This is a genomic window from Streptomyces sp. NPDC033966 (genome assembly GCF_055575955.1).
The window spans coordinates 368,835-382,498 of the sequence record NZ_JBVIRQ010000008.1 but is presented as its reverse complement, the minus strand read 5'-3'; the positions used below and the strand labels follow the sequence as shown (position 1 = coordinate 382,498).

Sequence of the window (13,664 nt, the reverse complement as noted above, 5' to 3'; positions counted from 1 at the left end):
ACGATCTGCACGGGGCAGGAGGAGTCGCGGAAGGACGGGATCGCGACGATCGAGTCGATCCGCGAGCTCAAGCGCCGCCACCCCGACGTGCAGACCACGCTGGGCCTGTCGAACATCTCCTTCGGTCTGAATCCGGCTGCCCGGGTGCTGCTCAACTCCGTTTTCCTCGACGAGTGCGTCAAGGCGGGTCTGGACTCGGCGATCGTCCACGCGAGCAAGATCCTTCCGATCGCCCGGTTCGACGAGGAGCAGGTCCGTACCGCCCTCGACTTGATCTATGACCGTCGCGAGGGTGACTACGACCCGCTGCAGAAGCTGATGGCGCTGTTCGAGGGCGTGAACACGAAGTCGCTGAAGGCCGGCCGGGCCGAGGAACTGCTGGCCCTGCCGCTGGAGGAGCGTCTGCGGCGGCGGATCATCGACGGGGAGAAGAACGGCCTGGAGGCCGATCTCGACGAGGCCCTCCGGACCCGCCCGGCCCTGGACATCGTCAACGACACCCTCCTGGAGGGCATGAAGGTCGTCGGTGAGCTGTTCGGCTCCGGCCAGATGCAGCTGCCGTTCGTCCTCCAGTCCGCCGAGGTCATGAAGACCGCCGTCGCCTACCTCGAACCGCACATGGAGAAGACGGACGACGAGGGCAAGGGCACGATCGTGCTGGCCACGGTCCGGGGCGATGTCCATGACATCGGCAAGAACCTGGTCGACATCATCCTCACCAACAACGGCTACAACGTCGTGAACATCGGGATCAAGCAGCCGGTGTCGGCGATCCTGGAGGCCGCGCAGGAGCACCGGGCCGATGTGATCGGTATGTCGGGGCTGCTGGTGAAGTCGACGGTGATCATGAAGGAGAACCTGGAGGAGCTCAACCAGCGCAAGCTGGCGGCGGACTACCCGGTGATCCTCGGTGGTGCCGCCCTGACCCGCGCCTACGTGGAGCAGGACCTCCACGAGATCTACGAGGGCGAGGTCCGTTACGCCCGCGACGCGTTCGAGGGCCTGCGGCTGATGGACGCACTCATCGCCGTCAAGCGCGGAGTCCCCGGCGCCACCCTGCCCGAGCTCAAGCAGCGCCGCGTCGCCAAGCGGGACACCCCCGCCCTCCAGGTGGACGAGCCGGAGGAGACCGGCGGCCGCTCCGACGTGGCCGTCGACAACCCCGTCCCCACCCCGCCCTTCTGGGGTACCCGCGTCATCAAGGGCATCCCGCTCAAGGACTACGCCTCCTGGCTGGACGAGGGCGCCCTGTTCAAGGGCCAGTGGGGCCTCAAGCAGGCCCGCGCCGGCGGAGCCACGTACGAGGAGCTCGTCGAGAGCGAGGGCCGTCCGCGCCTGCGCGGCCTCCTGGAGAAGCTCCACACCGAGAACCTCCTGGAAGCGGCCGTGGTCTACGGCTACTTCCCCTGCGTCTCCAAGGGCGAGGACCTGATCATCCTCGACGAGCAGGGCAACGAGCGGACCCGCTTCACCTTCCCCCGCCAGCGCCGCGGCCGCCGGCTCTGCCTCGCCGACTTCTTCCGCCCGGAGGAGTCCGGCGAGACCGACGTCATCGGCCTCCAGGTCGTCACCGTCGGCTCGAGGATCGGCGAGGCCACGGCCAAGCTGTTCGAGTCCGACTCCTACCGCGAATACCTGGAGCTGCACGGCCTGTCCGTCCAGCTGGCCGAGGCCCTCGCCGAGTACTGGCACGCCCGGGTCCGCGCCGAGCTCGGCTTCGGCGGCGAGGACCCCGAGAAGGTCGAGGACATGTTCGACCTCAAGTACCGCGGCGCCCGCTTCTCGCTCGGCTACGGCGCCTGCCCCGACCTGGAGGACCGCGCGAAGATCGCCGACCTCCTCCAGCCGGAGCGGATCGGCGTCCACCTCTCGGAGGAATTCCAGCTGCACCCCGAGCAGTCCACCGACGCTCTGGTGATTCACCACCCCGAAGCGAAGTATTTCAACGCACGCTGACACCGACCGGCGTACACTGGTCGGTCCCAAACAGGCCGGTCACCTGTTCCCCGAGGGCGATGCCCCAGGGGTCGAGGTGGCCGGCCTTGTCGTCCCCCAGAGAGGCGTCCGCATGACCAGCACCGTTCCCGCCCCCGTCGCCCGCACGGCCGACGGGCACGCCCTGCAGGCGGTACTGCTGGACATGGACGGCACCCTCGTCGACACCGAGGGCTTCTGGTGGGAGATCGAGGCCCAGATCTTCCTGGAGCTCGGCCACCGCCTGGACGAGGCCTGGCGCGACGTGGTCGTCGGCGGGCCCATGAGCCGCAGCGCCTCCTTCCTCATCGAGAGGACCGGAGCCGAGATCGGCCTCGCCGAGCTGAGCGTCCTGCTCAACGAGCGGTTCGAGGCCCGCATCGCCGACCGGGTCCCCCTGATGCCCGGCGCCGAGCGCCTGCTGAGCGAGCTGGCCCGGCACAACGTGCCCACCGCCCTGGTTTCCGCCTCGCACCGCCGCGTCATCGACCAGGTCCTGCTCACCCTCGGCCGGGACCGCTTCACCCTGACGGTCGCCGGCGACGAGGTACCCCGTACCAAGCCCCACCCGGACCCGTACCTGATCGCCGCCGGCACCCTCGGCGCGCATCCCTCGCGCTGCGCCGTGATCGAGGACACCGCCACCGGGGTCGCCGCCGCCGAGGCGGCCGGCTGCCGGGTCGTGGCCGTTCCCTCCGTCGGCGTCATCGAGCCGGCGCCCGGCCGGACCGTCGTCCGCTCGCTGGAGGACGTGAACCTCCCGTTCCTGCGCTCCCTCATCACTCCGATGAACTGACCGCGCACGCTCCGTACCGAACGGAACGGGGGCGAGCCCCTGGTCTGACGGGAGGATCTTCCGCCCCTAACCCCGGAGGCCGAAATTCCATCCTGTCCGTGAGAGACGTATCGGGTGACCTTGGTCACCCGGAAAGCCCCCGCCGAGCCCGCCCGCAGGCTCCGGGGGCTTCCTTTGTGTCCGGATTGATCATCTCTCGACCGCATCTGCGAGGACTCCGGCATAAGCGGTAAGTCCGCACCCATCACGGTGCGATTACACCCCAACTCCTGCCAGTTCCAGCCATCCCGCCCCAGCCCACTAATGTCGACGCGGGCACTCCGCACGCACCCTTGCCGCACCGGCCGCGCACCCTTGCGCCGGTACGCGCGTGGACCGATCGTCAAACACCGGCCCGATCGTTCCGCCCTGAACGGGCGACCGCCGCGAAGTGCCCTCTACGCCGCTTTGAACAAGTGCCGGGTGAGGGAGTACTTCCAGCATGAACCGCAAGACCATGGTGCTGACGGCCGCGATCGGCCTGCTCACCCCCGCGCTGTCCGCATGCGGCAGCGCGAGCGGCGGAGGAGCAGGGTCCGGAGCGATCGTCGTCGGTACCACCGACCGGTTCGAGGCAGCCGACTACGCCCCCGCCCCGTTCGACCCCGCCTACGCCTACGACGCCGGCGCCTGGAACGTCCTGCGCCAGACCGTCCAGACGCTCGTGCGCACCCCGCGCGGCGGCGGCCAGCCCGTCCCCGAAGCTGCCTCCGACTGCCGCTTCACCGACACCGGCAACGAGAGCTACCGCTGCACCCTGCGGCCCGGCCTGAAGTTCGCCAGTGGCGACCCGCTCACGGCCAAGGACGTCAAGTTCTCCATCGACCGCGTCCTCGCGATCAAGGACGAGAACGGCCCCTCCTCCCTGCTCTCCACCCTCGACACCGTCGAGACCAAGGGCACCGACACCGTCGTCTTCCACCTGAAGACCGCCGACGCGACCTTCCCGTACAAGCTCGCCACCCCCGCCGCCGGCATCATCAGCGAGAAGAACTACGAGGCCAAGAAGCTCCGCCCCGGCTTCACCGTCGACGGCTCCGGCCCGTACACGATGAAGGCCGAGGTCAAGGACAACCACCTCGTCCGCGCCGTCTTCACCAAGAACCCGAACTACAAGGGCGACATCAAGCTGCAGAACGACAAGGTCGAACTGCGCACCTTCGCCGACTCCGCCACCATGGGCAAGGCGCTCACCGACGGGAAGATCCACGTGGTCTCCCGCACCCTGTCGCCCGCCCAGATCACCGAGTTCGCCAAGACTCCCCCCAAGGGCGTCAAGCTCACCCCGATGCCCGGCCTGGAGATCCGCTACATCGGCTTCAACACCGACGCCCCGACCGTCAACAACAAGGCGGTCCGCCAGGCCCTCGCCGCCGCCGTCGACCGCAACAACGTGATCTCCAAGGTCTACGGGAAGTCCGCCCAGCCCCTGTACTCGCTCGTCCCCACCGCGGTGCCCGGCCACGTCAACTCGTTCTTCAACAAGTACGGCGAGGCCAACACCGCCAAGGCCGCCGAGCTGCTCAAGGCCGCCGGGGTCAAGACCCCCGTCAAGCTGACCCTGAACTACACCACGGACCACTACGGCGACGGCACCGCCGCCGAGTTCGACGCCCTCAAGACCCAGCTGAACTCCACCCAGCTGTTCGACATCACCGTCCAGGGCAACGAGTGGGGCACCTTCCGCCCCGCCCAGAAGAAGGGCGACTACGCCGCCTACGGGCTCGGCTGGTTCCCCGACTACCCGGACCCCGACAACTTCCTCGCCCCGTTCCTGGAGCAGGACAACTTCCTGGGCACGCCGTACGCCAACACCGCGGTCCGCACCAGGCTCATCCCCGAATCCCGCCGCGCGGCCGACCGCAACGTCGCCGTGCCCGCGATCACGGAGATGCAGGACATCGTCGCCGACGACGTCCCCGTCCTGCCCCTGTGGCAGGGCAAGCAGTACGTCGCCGCACGCGACGGGATCACCGGAGTGGAATGGTCGGTCAACGCCATCTCCGACCTCCAGCTGTGGGAACTCGGCCGGGGTGTCAGCGGCTGAGACCGGCAGGACCGGCGGCGGACGTCGCAGGCCGGCGCAACGCAACGACCAGACAAGACTGTGAAGGAATTCGCGTGAAGAGACGTAACCAGTGGTTGGCAGCCCCGCTCGGCGCGGCCACTGCCGCAGCGCTGCTCAGCGGTTGCGGTTCGCAGGACGGCTCCGCCGCCGGCAACGGCAAGGGCGTGGTCATGGGCATATCCGACAAGGTGAAGTCCACCGACCCCGCGTCGGGCTACGACCCGGGCTCCTGGCTGCTCTTCAACAACGTCTTCCAGTCCCTGCTGACGTTCCCCAAGGGCGGCACCACCCCCGAGCCCGACGCCGCCCAGGCCTGCAACTTCGAGGGCGGCGACAGCAAGGTGTACAAGTGCACCCTGCGCAGCGGCCTGAAGTTCAGCAACGGCGACAGCCTGACCTCGAAGGACGTCAAGTTCTCCTTCGAGCGCACGCTGAAGATCAACGACGCCAACGGCCCCGCCGTGATGCTCTCCTCGATCGCGAGCATCGAAGCCCCCGACGAGAAGACCGTCGTCTTCAAGCTGAAGTCGTCCGACGCCACCTTCCCCAGCAAGATCGCGTCGGGCGCGGGTGCCATCGTCGACCACAAGGAATACCCGGCCGACAAGCTCCGCACCGACAACAAGGCGATCGGCTCCGGCCTCTACAAGCTGGACGCCTTCAGCGACAAGAGCGCCAACTTCTCGGTCAACGACTCCTACAGCGGCAAGGCCAAGGCCAAGAACACCGGCGTCACGCTGAAGTTCTTCAACGGCGACCAGGCCGGCCTCAAGACCGTCCTGGAGAGCGGAGACGTCGACTTCGCCTTCCGCGGCCTCGCCGCCAAGGACATCGCCGGCCTCGCCGCCACCAAGACCGGCGACAACAAGGTCGACGTCGTCCAGGGCACCGGCGCCGAAGTCCAGCACCTGGTCTTCAACGTCAGCGACCCCGTCGTCGGCAAGCTCCCCGTCCGCAAGGCGATCGCCTACCTCGTCGACCGCGAAGCGCTCGTCAAGGACGTGTACGCGGGCACCGCCGCCCCGCTGTACTCGATCGTCCCGGCCGGCATCGCCGGACACACCACCCCCTACTTCGACCGCTACGGGGGCTCCCCCCAGGTGGAGAAGGCCAAGGCGGTCCTCAAGGCCGCCAACATCTCCGGCAAGATCAAGCTGACCCTGTGGTCCACGCCGGACCGCTACGGCCCGTCCACCGACCACCAGTTCCAGGTCATCGCCAAGCAGCTCAACGAGAGCGGCCTCTTCGAAGCCGACGTCAAGTCCGTCGGGTTCGAGCAGTACGAGAAGGACATCGAGGCCGGCAAGTACGGCGTCTACGTCAAGGGCTGGGTCCCCGACTACCCCGACGCCGACAACTTCACCCAGCCGTTCTTCGGCCCGGACAACGTCCTGCACAACAACTACGACAACAAGGAGATCAGCGGGAGCCTCATCCCCGCGACCTCCACCAAGTCCGACCGCACCGCGGCCAACACGGACTACACCCGGCTCCAGGACATCGTCGCCGACGAGCTCCCGATCCTCCCGCTCTGGCAGGGCAAGCAGTACGCCGTCGCCCGCCAGAACGTGACCGGTCTCCAGTGGTCCCTGGACGCCTCCACGGTCTTCCGCTTCTGGGAGATCAGCAAGGGCTGACCCGCCCCGGACACACCTCCGCCCCGGCACCCGAGAAGGGAGCCGGGGCGGAGCCCTGCCCGTGGGCGCTACTGCGCGCCCGGACGCACCAGGCCGCTCTCGTACGCGTACACCGCCGCCTGCACCCGGTCGCGCAGGCCCAGCTTCGTCAGCACGTGCCCCACGTGCGTCTTCACCGTCGTCTCGCTGACGAACAGGTCCGCCGCGATCTCCGCGTTCGACAGCCCCCGGGCCACCAGCTTCAGCACCTCCACCTCACGCTCGGTCAGCGTCCCCAGCGTGTCCGGCAGGCTCTCCTCACCCGACGGCAGATGACCGGCGTACTTGTCCAGCAGCCGCCGAGTGATGCTCGGCGCGAGCATCGCCTCACCCCCCGCGACCACCCGGATCGCCTGCACCAGCTCGTTCGCCGGGGCGTCCTTCAGCAGGAAGCCGCTCGCCCCCGCCCGCAGCGCCTCCACCACGTACTCGTCCAGATCGAACGTGGTCAGCACCAGCACCTTCGCCGGCCCGTTCCGGTCCGGCCCGGTGATCTGCCGGGTCGCCTCCACCCCGTCCATCCGCGGCATCCGGATGTCCATCAGCACCACGTCCGGCTGTAGCGCCCGCACCTGCTCCAGCGCCTGCAGGCCGTCCCCGGCCTCACCCACCACCACGAGGTCCCCCTCCGCCTCCAGGATCATCCGGAAGCCGGTGCGCAGCAGTGGCTGGTCGTCGACCAGCAGGACGCGGATCGCCACGGGGTACCTCGTATTCGTCGGGCGGCAACGGCGGACGCCGCCCATTCTGCCCTGACCGGCAGATCAGGAACCGGCCGGGCGATCGGCCCCGTCCCTGGGCCGCACCACCAGCGGATACACCGGGGGAGTACCCCCGAACTCCGGGCACACCGCCTGATGATCACACCAGCCGCACAGCTTCGTCGGCCGCGGCCGCCAGTCACCCGTCTCCGTCGCCTCCCGGATCGCCTCCCACAGCGCGTGCAGCTTCCGCTCCACCCGCTCCAGGTCCGCCGTCACCGGGTCGTACGTCAGCACGTCCCCACTGCCCAGGTACACCAGCTGCAGCCGCCGCGGCACCACCTGCCGCAGCCGCCACACCACCAGCGCGTAGAACTTCATCTGGAACAGCGCGCCCTCCGCGTACTCGGGCCGCGGCGCCTTGCCCGTCTTGTAGTCGACGATCCGCACCTCACCCGTCGGCGCCACGTCCACCCGGTCGATGATCCCGCGCAGCCGCAGCCCCGACTCCAGCTCCGTCTCCACGAAGAACTCCCGCTCCACCGGCTCCAGCCGCGTCGGGTCCTCCAGCGTGAACCAGCGCTCCACCAGCGCCTCCGCCTCCGACAGCCAGCGCGCCAGCCCCGCCCCCCCGTCCCCCTCCGGGAACAGCTCCGCCAGCTCCGGCTTCGCCTCCAGCAACCGCTCCCACTGCCCCGGCAGCAGCTCCTTCGCCCGCGGCACCGTCCGCTCCTGCGCCGGATGATCGAAGAGCCGCTCCAGCACCGCGTGCACCAGCGTCCCCCGCGTCGCCGCCGCACTCGGCTTCTCCGGAAGCCGGTCGATCACCCGGAACCGGTACAGCAACGGACACTGCATGAAGTCACCGGCCCGCGAAGGGGACAGCGAGGTCGGCCGGGAAGCACCCGAAGAAGCATCTGCGGAACCGGCACCGGGGGTCGTCGTCATGCGTAAAACCCTACGACCCGGGACGGACAGTACGCGCATACCATCGACTACGGGCCCCTCGCACTGCATGATCGGAGCATCACACCGCGCAACAGCGCACCGCGCCACCGACGCGACGCGGCCCACGCCGGAAGCACCGCACGAACGAAGGAAGACCGTGGCAGACACCGACGAAACCGGCGAGCGCAGGAAGAAGCGCTCCGACCCGGGCGGCGGGATCCTCATGGGCCGCCCCTTCGGCGTGCCCGTCTACGTCTCGCCCAGCTGGTTCCTCGTCGCCGCGCTCATCACCTGGGTCTTCGGAGACCAGCTCGACCGGGTCCTGCCCGACCTCGGCCCCGTCCGCTACCTCGTCTCCCTCTTCTTCGCCGTCGCCTTCTACGCATCCGTCCTCGTCCACGAACTGGCACACACCATCGCCGCGCTCCGCTACAAGCTCCCCGTGCGCCGCATCCAGCTCCAGTTCTTCGGCGGAGTCTCCGAGATCGAGAAGGAGTCCGAGACCCCCGGCCGCGAATTCGTCCTCGCCTTCGTCGGCCCCCTCCTCTCCCTCGCCCTCGCCGGAGCCTTCTACCTCGGCATGAAGGCCGTCCACCCCGCGACCGTCCCCGGCGTCCTCCTCGCCGGCCTGATGATCTCCAACCTCCTGGTCGCCGCCTTCAACCTCCTGCCCGGCCTCCCCCTCGACGGCGGCCGCATGCTCCGCGCCGTCATCTGGGGCATCACCGGCAAACCCATGACCGGCACCGTCGCCGCCGCCTGGGTCGGCCGCGCCCTCGCCGTCACCGTCCTCATCGGACTGCCCCTCCTCACCCAGACCGGGATCCTCGGCAACCCCACCCGGGAAATCGGCGGCATGGACACCGTCATGGACGCCCTCCTCGCCGCGATCCTGGCCGCCATCATCTGGACCGGCGCCGGCAACAGCCTGCGCATGGCACGCCTGCGCGAACACCTCCCCGAGCTCCGCGCCCGCACCCTCACCCGCCGCGCCATCCCCGTCCAGACCGCCACCCCGCTCTCCGAAGCCCTCCGCCGCGCCAACGAAGCCGGAGCCCGCGCCCTCGTCGTCGTCGACGGCCAGGGCGACCCCACCGCCATCGTCCGCGAGACCGCCATCGCCTCCGTCCCCGAACACCGCCGCCCCTGGGTCGTGGTCAGCACCCTCGCCCAGGACCTCACCGACGGCATGAAGGTTTCCGCCGACCTCACCGGTGAAGAACTCCTCGACCACCTCCGCGCCACCCCCGCCACCGAGTACCTCGTCCTCGAAGCCACCGGCGAGATCTACGGCGTCCTGTCCACCCTCGACGTCGAGAAGGCCTTCGTGAAGGCCATGGCGCGGCCCCAGTCCTGAAGCCAATACACTGGTCACATGTCCGAACCGACCGGTGCCGCCCGCCGACGCGGGCCCTTCGAGGTCGGGGACCAGGTTCAGCTCACCGACCCCAAGGGCCGCCACTACACGTTCACGCTCGAAGCCGGGAAGAATTTCCACACCCACAAGGGTTCCTTCCCGCACGACGAGCTGATCGGTGCTCCCGAGGGCAGTGTTGTCCGTACCACGGGGAACGTCGCGTACCTCGCGCTGCGCCCCCTGCTCCCCGACTATGTCCTGTCCATGCCCCGCGGTGCCGCCGTGGTCTACCCCAAGGACGCGGGCCAGATCCTGGCCTTCGCCGACATCTTCCCCGGCGCCCGCGTCGTGGAAGCAGGAGTGGGCTCCGGCTCCCTCAGCAGCTTCCTGCTGCGCGCCATCGGCGACCAGGGCATGCTCCACAGCTACGAGCGCCGCGCGGACTTCGCAGAGATCGCCACGGCCAACGTCGAGCGCTACTTCGGCGGCCCGCACCCCGCGTGGCAGCTGACCGTCGGCGACCTCCAGGACAACCTGTCCGACACCGACGTCGACCGCGTCATCCTCGACATGCTCGCCCCGTGGGAGTGCCTGGAGGCCGTCTCCAAGGCCCTCGTCCCCGGCGGCATCCTCTGCTGCTACGTGGCCACCACCACCCAGCTCTCGCGCACCGTCGAGTCCATCCGCGAGTTCGGCTGCTACGCCGAACCGCAGCCGTGGGAATCGATGATCCGCAACTGGCACGTCGAAGGCCTCGCCGTCCGCCCCGACCACCGGATGATCGGACACACCGGCTTCCTGGTCACCGCCCGCCGCCTCGCGGACGGCGTGGAGCCCCCCATGCGCCGCCGCCGCCCCTCCAAGGGCGCCTACGGCGAGGACTACGAGGGCCCCGGCAGCGACCGCTCCGCGTAACCGCTCCACCGAGCAGGCCCCGCCAACACGAAAGCGCTGTGGCGCAGTTCCCCGGACGGACCGGGAACTGCGCCACAGCGCCTTTTCGTTGTCGGGGGTGCGGCGGCGCCGGGGGAGGGACCGCCGCGGACCCGACCGTTCCACCCCGGTGTGAGGTGTGGCACGATGCTGGCTCCCCGTCACCCTTCGCACAGGAGAGACCCGGCGTGCTGCACAGCCCCACCGACCTGGCGCACCGTCGCACCAGGCCCGTCCACTGGTTCGCCACGGCCACCGCCGTCGCCGCCGTCATAGCCGGCGCCGGACTGCTCCAGCCCGGCCGGGCCATCGGAGCCACCCCCGCGGCCGGCCCGGACGCCGCCCCGGGCCCGACGGCCCCGGACGCGCACGCGGCCGCGTACCCGCTGGACTGCAAGGGCGCCGCGCACACCGTCACCGATACCGCCCAGGGCGACCTCGACGGCGACGGCCGCCCCGAAACCGTGGCGGCCGTCCGCTGCGACGCCGGCTCCGGAACCCCGCCCCACGCGCTCTACGTACTGGCCCAGGACCCGCGGGAGGGCTCCGCCCCCCGGGTCGTCGCCACCCTCCTCGACGCCGCGCGCCGCCGGGCCGTGACCGACCTCACCGTGCGCGACGGCTACGTCACCGCACGCCTGCTGGGCTACTCGTCACCCTCCGTGCCGCGCTACGAGCCCGACGTGAAGCAGCTCGCCAAGTGGCGCTGGACCGGCGGGAAATTCCGCCAGGAGCTGACGGACTCGGCCGCCGGAAGTGTTTGAACCGTCACTCCGCGTCCGGGCCGTACACCTCGACGCTGTCCGAAACGCGGCGCACGTGGATGCAGTCTCCCGGACATTCCTTGGCCGAATCGACCACGTCCTGCAGGAGCACCAGAGGAACCGGAGTGGTCGCCCCCGCCTCCTGCAGCAGCTCGTCGTCGGCGCTCTTCACGTACGCCAGACCATCGATGTCCAGCTCGAACACCTCCGGGGCGTACTGCACGCAGATGCCGTCCCCGGTGCACAGGTCCTGGTCGATCCAGACCTCCAGCGGCTCCCCGGCCCCGTCGGAACCACCCGTCGGGGCCTCCTGCTGCACGGTCATATCTCCTGCCGTTTCCTGCTCTGAGTGATCCGCCCCGGCCATGACTCGCGGCAAGTCGCGCGAGCCCTGACGGGTGTTGAACGGTTCGACCTTACAACCGGCTGCTTTCCGATGTTGAAGGGTGGGTATTTCCCTGGCGTGAGGGAGTACGCAAGGGTGAAGATCGGACACACCTCTACCGTCTTTGTGATCTAGGGGTTTCAATCACCACCAGCCCAGGTAGGGTCAGGAAGCGTCCAGCTCCCCTTGGAGGAGGTGAGGACCGTGGCAGCCCACGACGACGACATCAACCGCGGCATCCGGCCCGGGCGAGGGTCTGAGGACCCCGCTGGCCAGGTTGCCTATCTCGAGCAGGAAATCGCCGTCCTGCGACGCAAGCTCGCCGACTCTCCGCGACACACGAGGATTCTCGAAGAGCGGATCGTCGAGCTCCAGACGAATCTGGCAGGCGTCTCCGCGCAGAACGAACGACTGGCGAATACCCTCCGTGAGGCCCGCGACCAGATCGTGGCCCTCAAGGAAGAGGTCGACCGGCTCGCGCAGCCGCCGGCCGGCTTCGGTGTCTTCCTCCAGGCGAACGAGGACGGCACCGTCGACATCTTCACCGGCGGGCGCAAGCTCCGCGTGAACGTGAGCCCCAGCGTCGAGCCGGAAGACCTCCGGCGCGGCCAGGAGGTCATGCTCAACGAAGCGCTCAACGTGGTCGAGGCCATGGAGTTCGAGCGGGCCGGGGACATCGTCACCCTCAAGGAGATCCTGGAGGACGGCGAGCGCGCCCTGGTGGTCGGGCACACCGACGAGGAGAGGGTGGTGAGGCTCGCCGAGCCGCTCCTGGACATCACCATCCGCCCCGGCGACGCCCTCCTGCTCGAGCCCCGCTCCGGCTACGTCTACGAGGTCGTCCCCAAGAGCGAGGTCGAGGACCTGGTCCTCGAAGAGGTCCCGGACATCGACTACGAGAAGATCGGCGGCCTGGGCGACCAGATCGAGCTGATCCGCGACGCCGTCGAGCTCCCGTACCTCTACCCCGACCTGTTCAAGGAGCACGAACTGCGGCCCCCGAAGGGCATCCTGCTCTACGGCCCGCCCGGCTGCGGCAAGACGCTCATCGCCAAGGCCGTCGCCAACTCCCTTGCCAAGAAGGTCGCGGAAGTGACCGGGCAGGCGGCCGGCAAGTCGTACTTCCTGAACATCAAGGGCCCCGAGCTCCTCAACAAGTACGTCGGCGAGACCGAGCGGCACATCCGCCTCGTCTTCCAGCGTGCGCGGGAGAAGGCGAGCGAGGGCACCCCCGTCATCGTCTTCTTCGACGAGATGGAGTCCCTCTTCCGCACCCGCGGATCCGGAGTCAGCTCGGACGTGGAGAACACCATCGTCCCCCAGCTGCTCGCCGAGATCGACGGCGTGGAAGGCCTGGAGAACGTCATCGTCATCGGCGCCTCCAACCGCGAGGACATGATCGACCCGGCCATCCTGCGGCCCGGACGACTCGACGTGAAGATCAAGATCGAGCGCCCGGACGCCGAGGCGGCGAAGGACATCTTCGCCAAGTACCTCAAGGCCTCCCTCCCGCTCCACACGGACGACCTCGACGAACACTCGGGCTCGCCCCAGGTGGCCGTCCACAGCATGATCCAGACCGTCGTCGAGCAGATGTACGCCGAAACCGAGGAGAACCGCTTCCTCGAGGTCACGTACGCCAACGGCGACAAGGAAGTCCTCTACTTCAAGGACTTCAACTCCGGCGCCATGATCCAGAACATCGTGGACCGGGCCAAGAAGATGGCCATCAAGGCCTTCCTCGAGCACAACCAGAAGGGCCTCCGGGTCTCCCACCTCCTCCAGGCCTGCGTGGACGAGTTCAAGGAGAACGAGGACCTGCCGAACACCACCAACCCGGACGACTGGGCCCGCATCTCCGGAAAGAAGGGCGAGCGGATCGTATTCATCCGCACGCTCGTCACCGGAAAGCAGGGCGCGGACACCGGACGCTCCATCGACACGGTGGCGAACACAGGTCAGTACCTCTGACGGAGCGAGGCGGCCGCGGGTGCCTCACACGGCACCCGCGGCCGACTGCTTT

11 protein-coding genes are annotated in these 13,664 nt (G+C 69.0%); 8 read left to right on the top strand and 3 right to left on the bottom strand.

Features of this window, described 5'->3' with window-relative positions:
* The 4 genes from ACZ518_RS24540 to ACZ518_RS24525 all read left to right on the top strand — a co-directional run.
* On the top strand, nucleotides 1-1,956 hold a 1,956-nt coding region (locus tag ACZ518_RS24540; protein WP_469115131.1), incomplete at its 5' end, for a vitamin B12 dependent-methionine synthase activation domain-containing protein.
* A 112-nt stretch (nucleotides 1,957-2,068) separates the two neighbouring features.
* Nucleotides 2,069-2,770 carry an HAD family hydrolase gene (locus tag ACZ518_RS24535; protein ID WP_469115130.1) on the top strand — a complete coding sequence of 234 codons (702 nt, stop codon included), beginning with the start codon at nucleotides 2,069-2,071 and terminating at the stop codon, nucleotides 2,768-2,770.
* A gap of 481 nt (nucleotides 2,771-3,251) precedes the next feature.
* Nucleotides 3,252-4,856 carry an ABC transporter substrate-binding protein gene (locus ACZ518_RS24530; RefSeq protein ID WP_469115129.1) on the top strand — a complete coding sequence of 535 codons (1,605 nt, stop codon included), beginning with the start codon at nucleotides 3,252-3,254 and terminating at the stop codon, nucleotides 4,854-4,856.
* A 74-nt stretch (nucleotides 4,857-4,930) separates the two neighbouring features.
* A complete protein-coding gene (locus tag ACZ518_RS24525; RefSeq protein ID WP_469115128.1) occupies nucleotides 4,931-6,514 on the top strand; it encodes an ABC transporter substrate-binding protein in 1,584 nt (527 codons plus the stop codon).
* A 68-nt stretch (nucleotides 6,515-6,582) separates the two neighbouring features.
* On the opposite strand, the gene ACZ518_RS24520 is transcribed toward ACZ518_RS24525, so the two are convergent.
* Complete coding sequence (locus ACZ518_RS24520; RefSeq protein ID WP_469115127.1) at nucleotides 6,583-7,254, bottom strand: response regulator; 672 nt, start codon at nucleotides 7,252-7,254, stop codon at nucleotides 6,583-6,585.
* 63 nt (nucleotides 7,255-7,317) lie between these two features.
* Nucleotides 7,318-8,202 carry a RecB family exonuclease gene (locus tag ACZ518_RS24515; RefSeq protein WP_469115126.1) on the bottom strand — a complete coding sequence of 295 codons (885 nt, stop codon included), beginning with the start codon at nucleotides 8,200-8,202 and terminating at the stop codon, nucleotides 7,318-7,320.
* A 223-nt stretch (nucleotides 8,203-8,425) separates the two neighbouring features.
* Between ACZ518_RS24515 and ACZ518_RS24510 the strand changes: the two genes are divergently transcribed.
* The 3 genes from ACZ518_RS24510 to ACZ518_RS24500 all read left to right on the top strand — a co-directional run bounded on the left by ACZ518_RS24510 (nucleotide 8,426) and on the right by ACZ518_RS24500 (nucleotide 11,256).
* A complete protein-coding gene (locus tag ACZ518_RS24510) occupies nucleotides 8,426-9,559 on the top strand; it encodes a site-2 protease family protein (RefSeq protein ID WP_469115144.1) in 1,134 nt (377 codons plus the stop codon).
* A gap of 18 nt (nucleotides 9,560-9,577) precedes the next feature.
* Complete coding sequence (locus ACZ518_RS24505) at nucleotides 9,578-10,474, top strand: tRNA (adenine-N1)-methyltransferase (RefSeq protein WP_007263187.1); 897 nt, start codon at nucleotides 9,578-9,580, stop codon at nucleotides 10,472-10,474.
* 206 nt (nucleotides 10,475-10,680) lie between these two features.
* The gene (locus ACZ518_RS24500; RefSeq protein ID WP_469115125.1) at nucleotides 10,681-11,256 is read left to right on the top strand and encodes a hypothetical protein; all 576 of its coding nucleotides are present in this window, start codon (nucleotides 10,681-10,683) and stop codon (nucleotides 11,254-11,256) included.
* A gap of 4 nt (nucleotides 11,257-11,260) precedes the next feature.
* Here ACZ518_RS24500 and ACZ518_RS24495 read toward each other — a convergent pair whose 3' ends face one another.
* Nucleotides 11,261-11,581: a ferredoxin gene (locus ACZ518_RS24495; protein WP_469115124.1), complete on the bottom strand. Its 321-nt coding sequence runs from the start codon at nucleotides 11,579-11,581 to the stop codon at nucleotides 11,261-11,263.
* A 264-nt stretch (nucleotides 11,582-11,845) separates the two neighbouring features.
* Between ACZ518_RS24495 and arc the strand changes: the two genes are divergently transcribed.
* Nucleotides 11,846-13,612 (top strand): proteasome ATPase, encoded by a 1,767-nt coding sequence (gene arc, locus ACZ518_RS24490; protein ID WP_469115123.1) that lies wholly within the window; start codon nucleotides 11,846-11,848, stop codon nucleotides 13,610-13,612.
* Nucleotides 13,613-13,664: the final 52 nt, after the last annotated feature.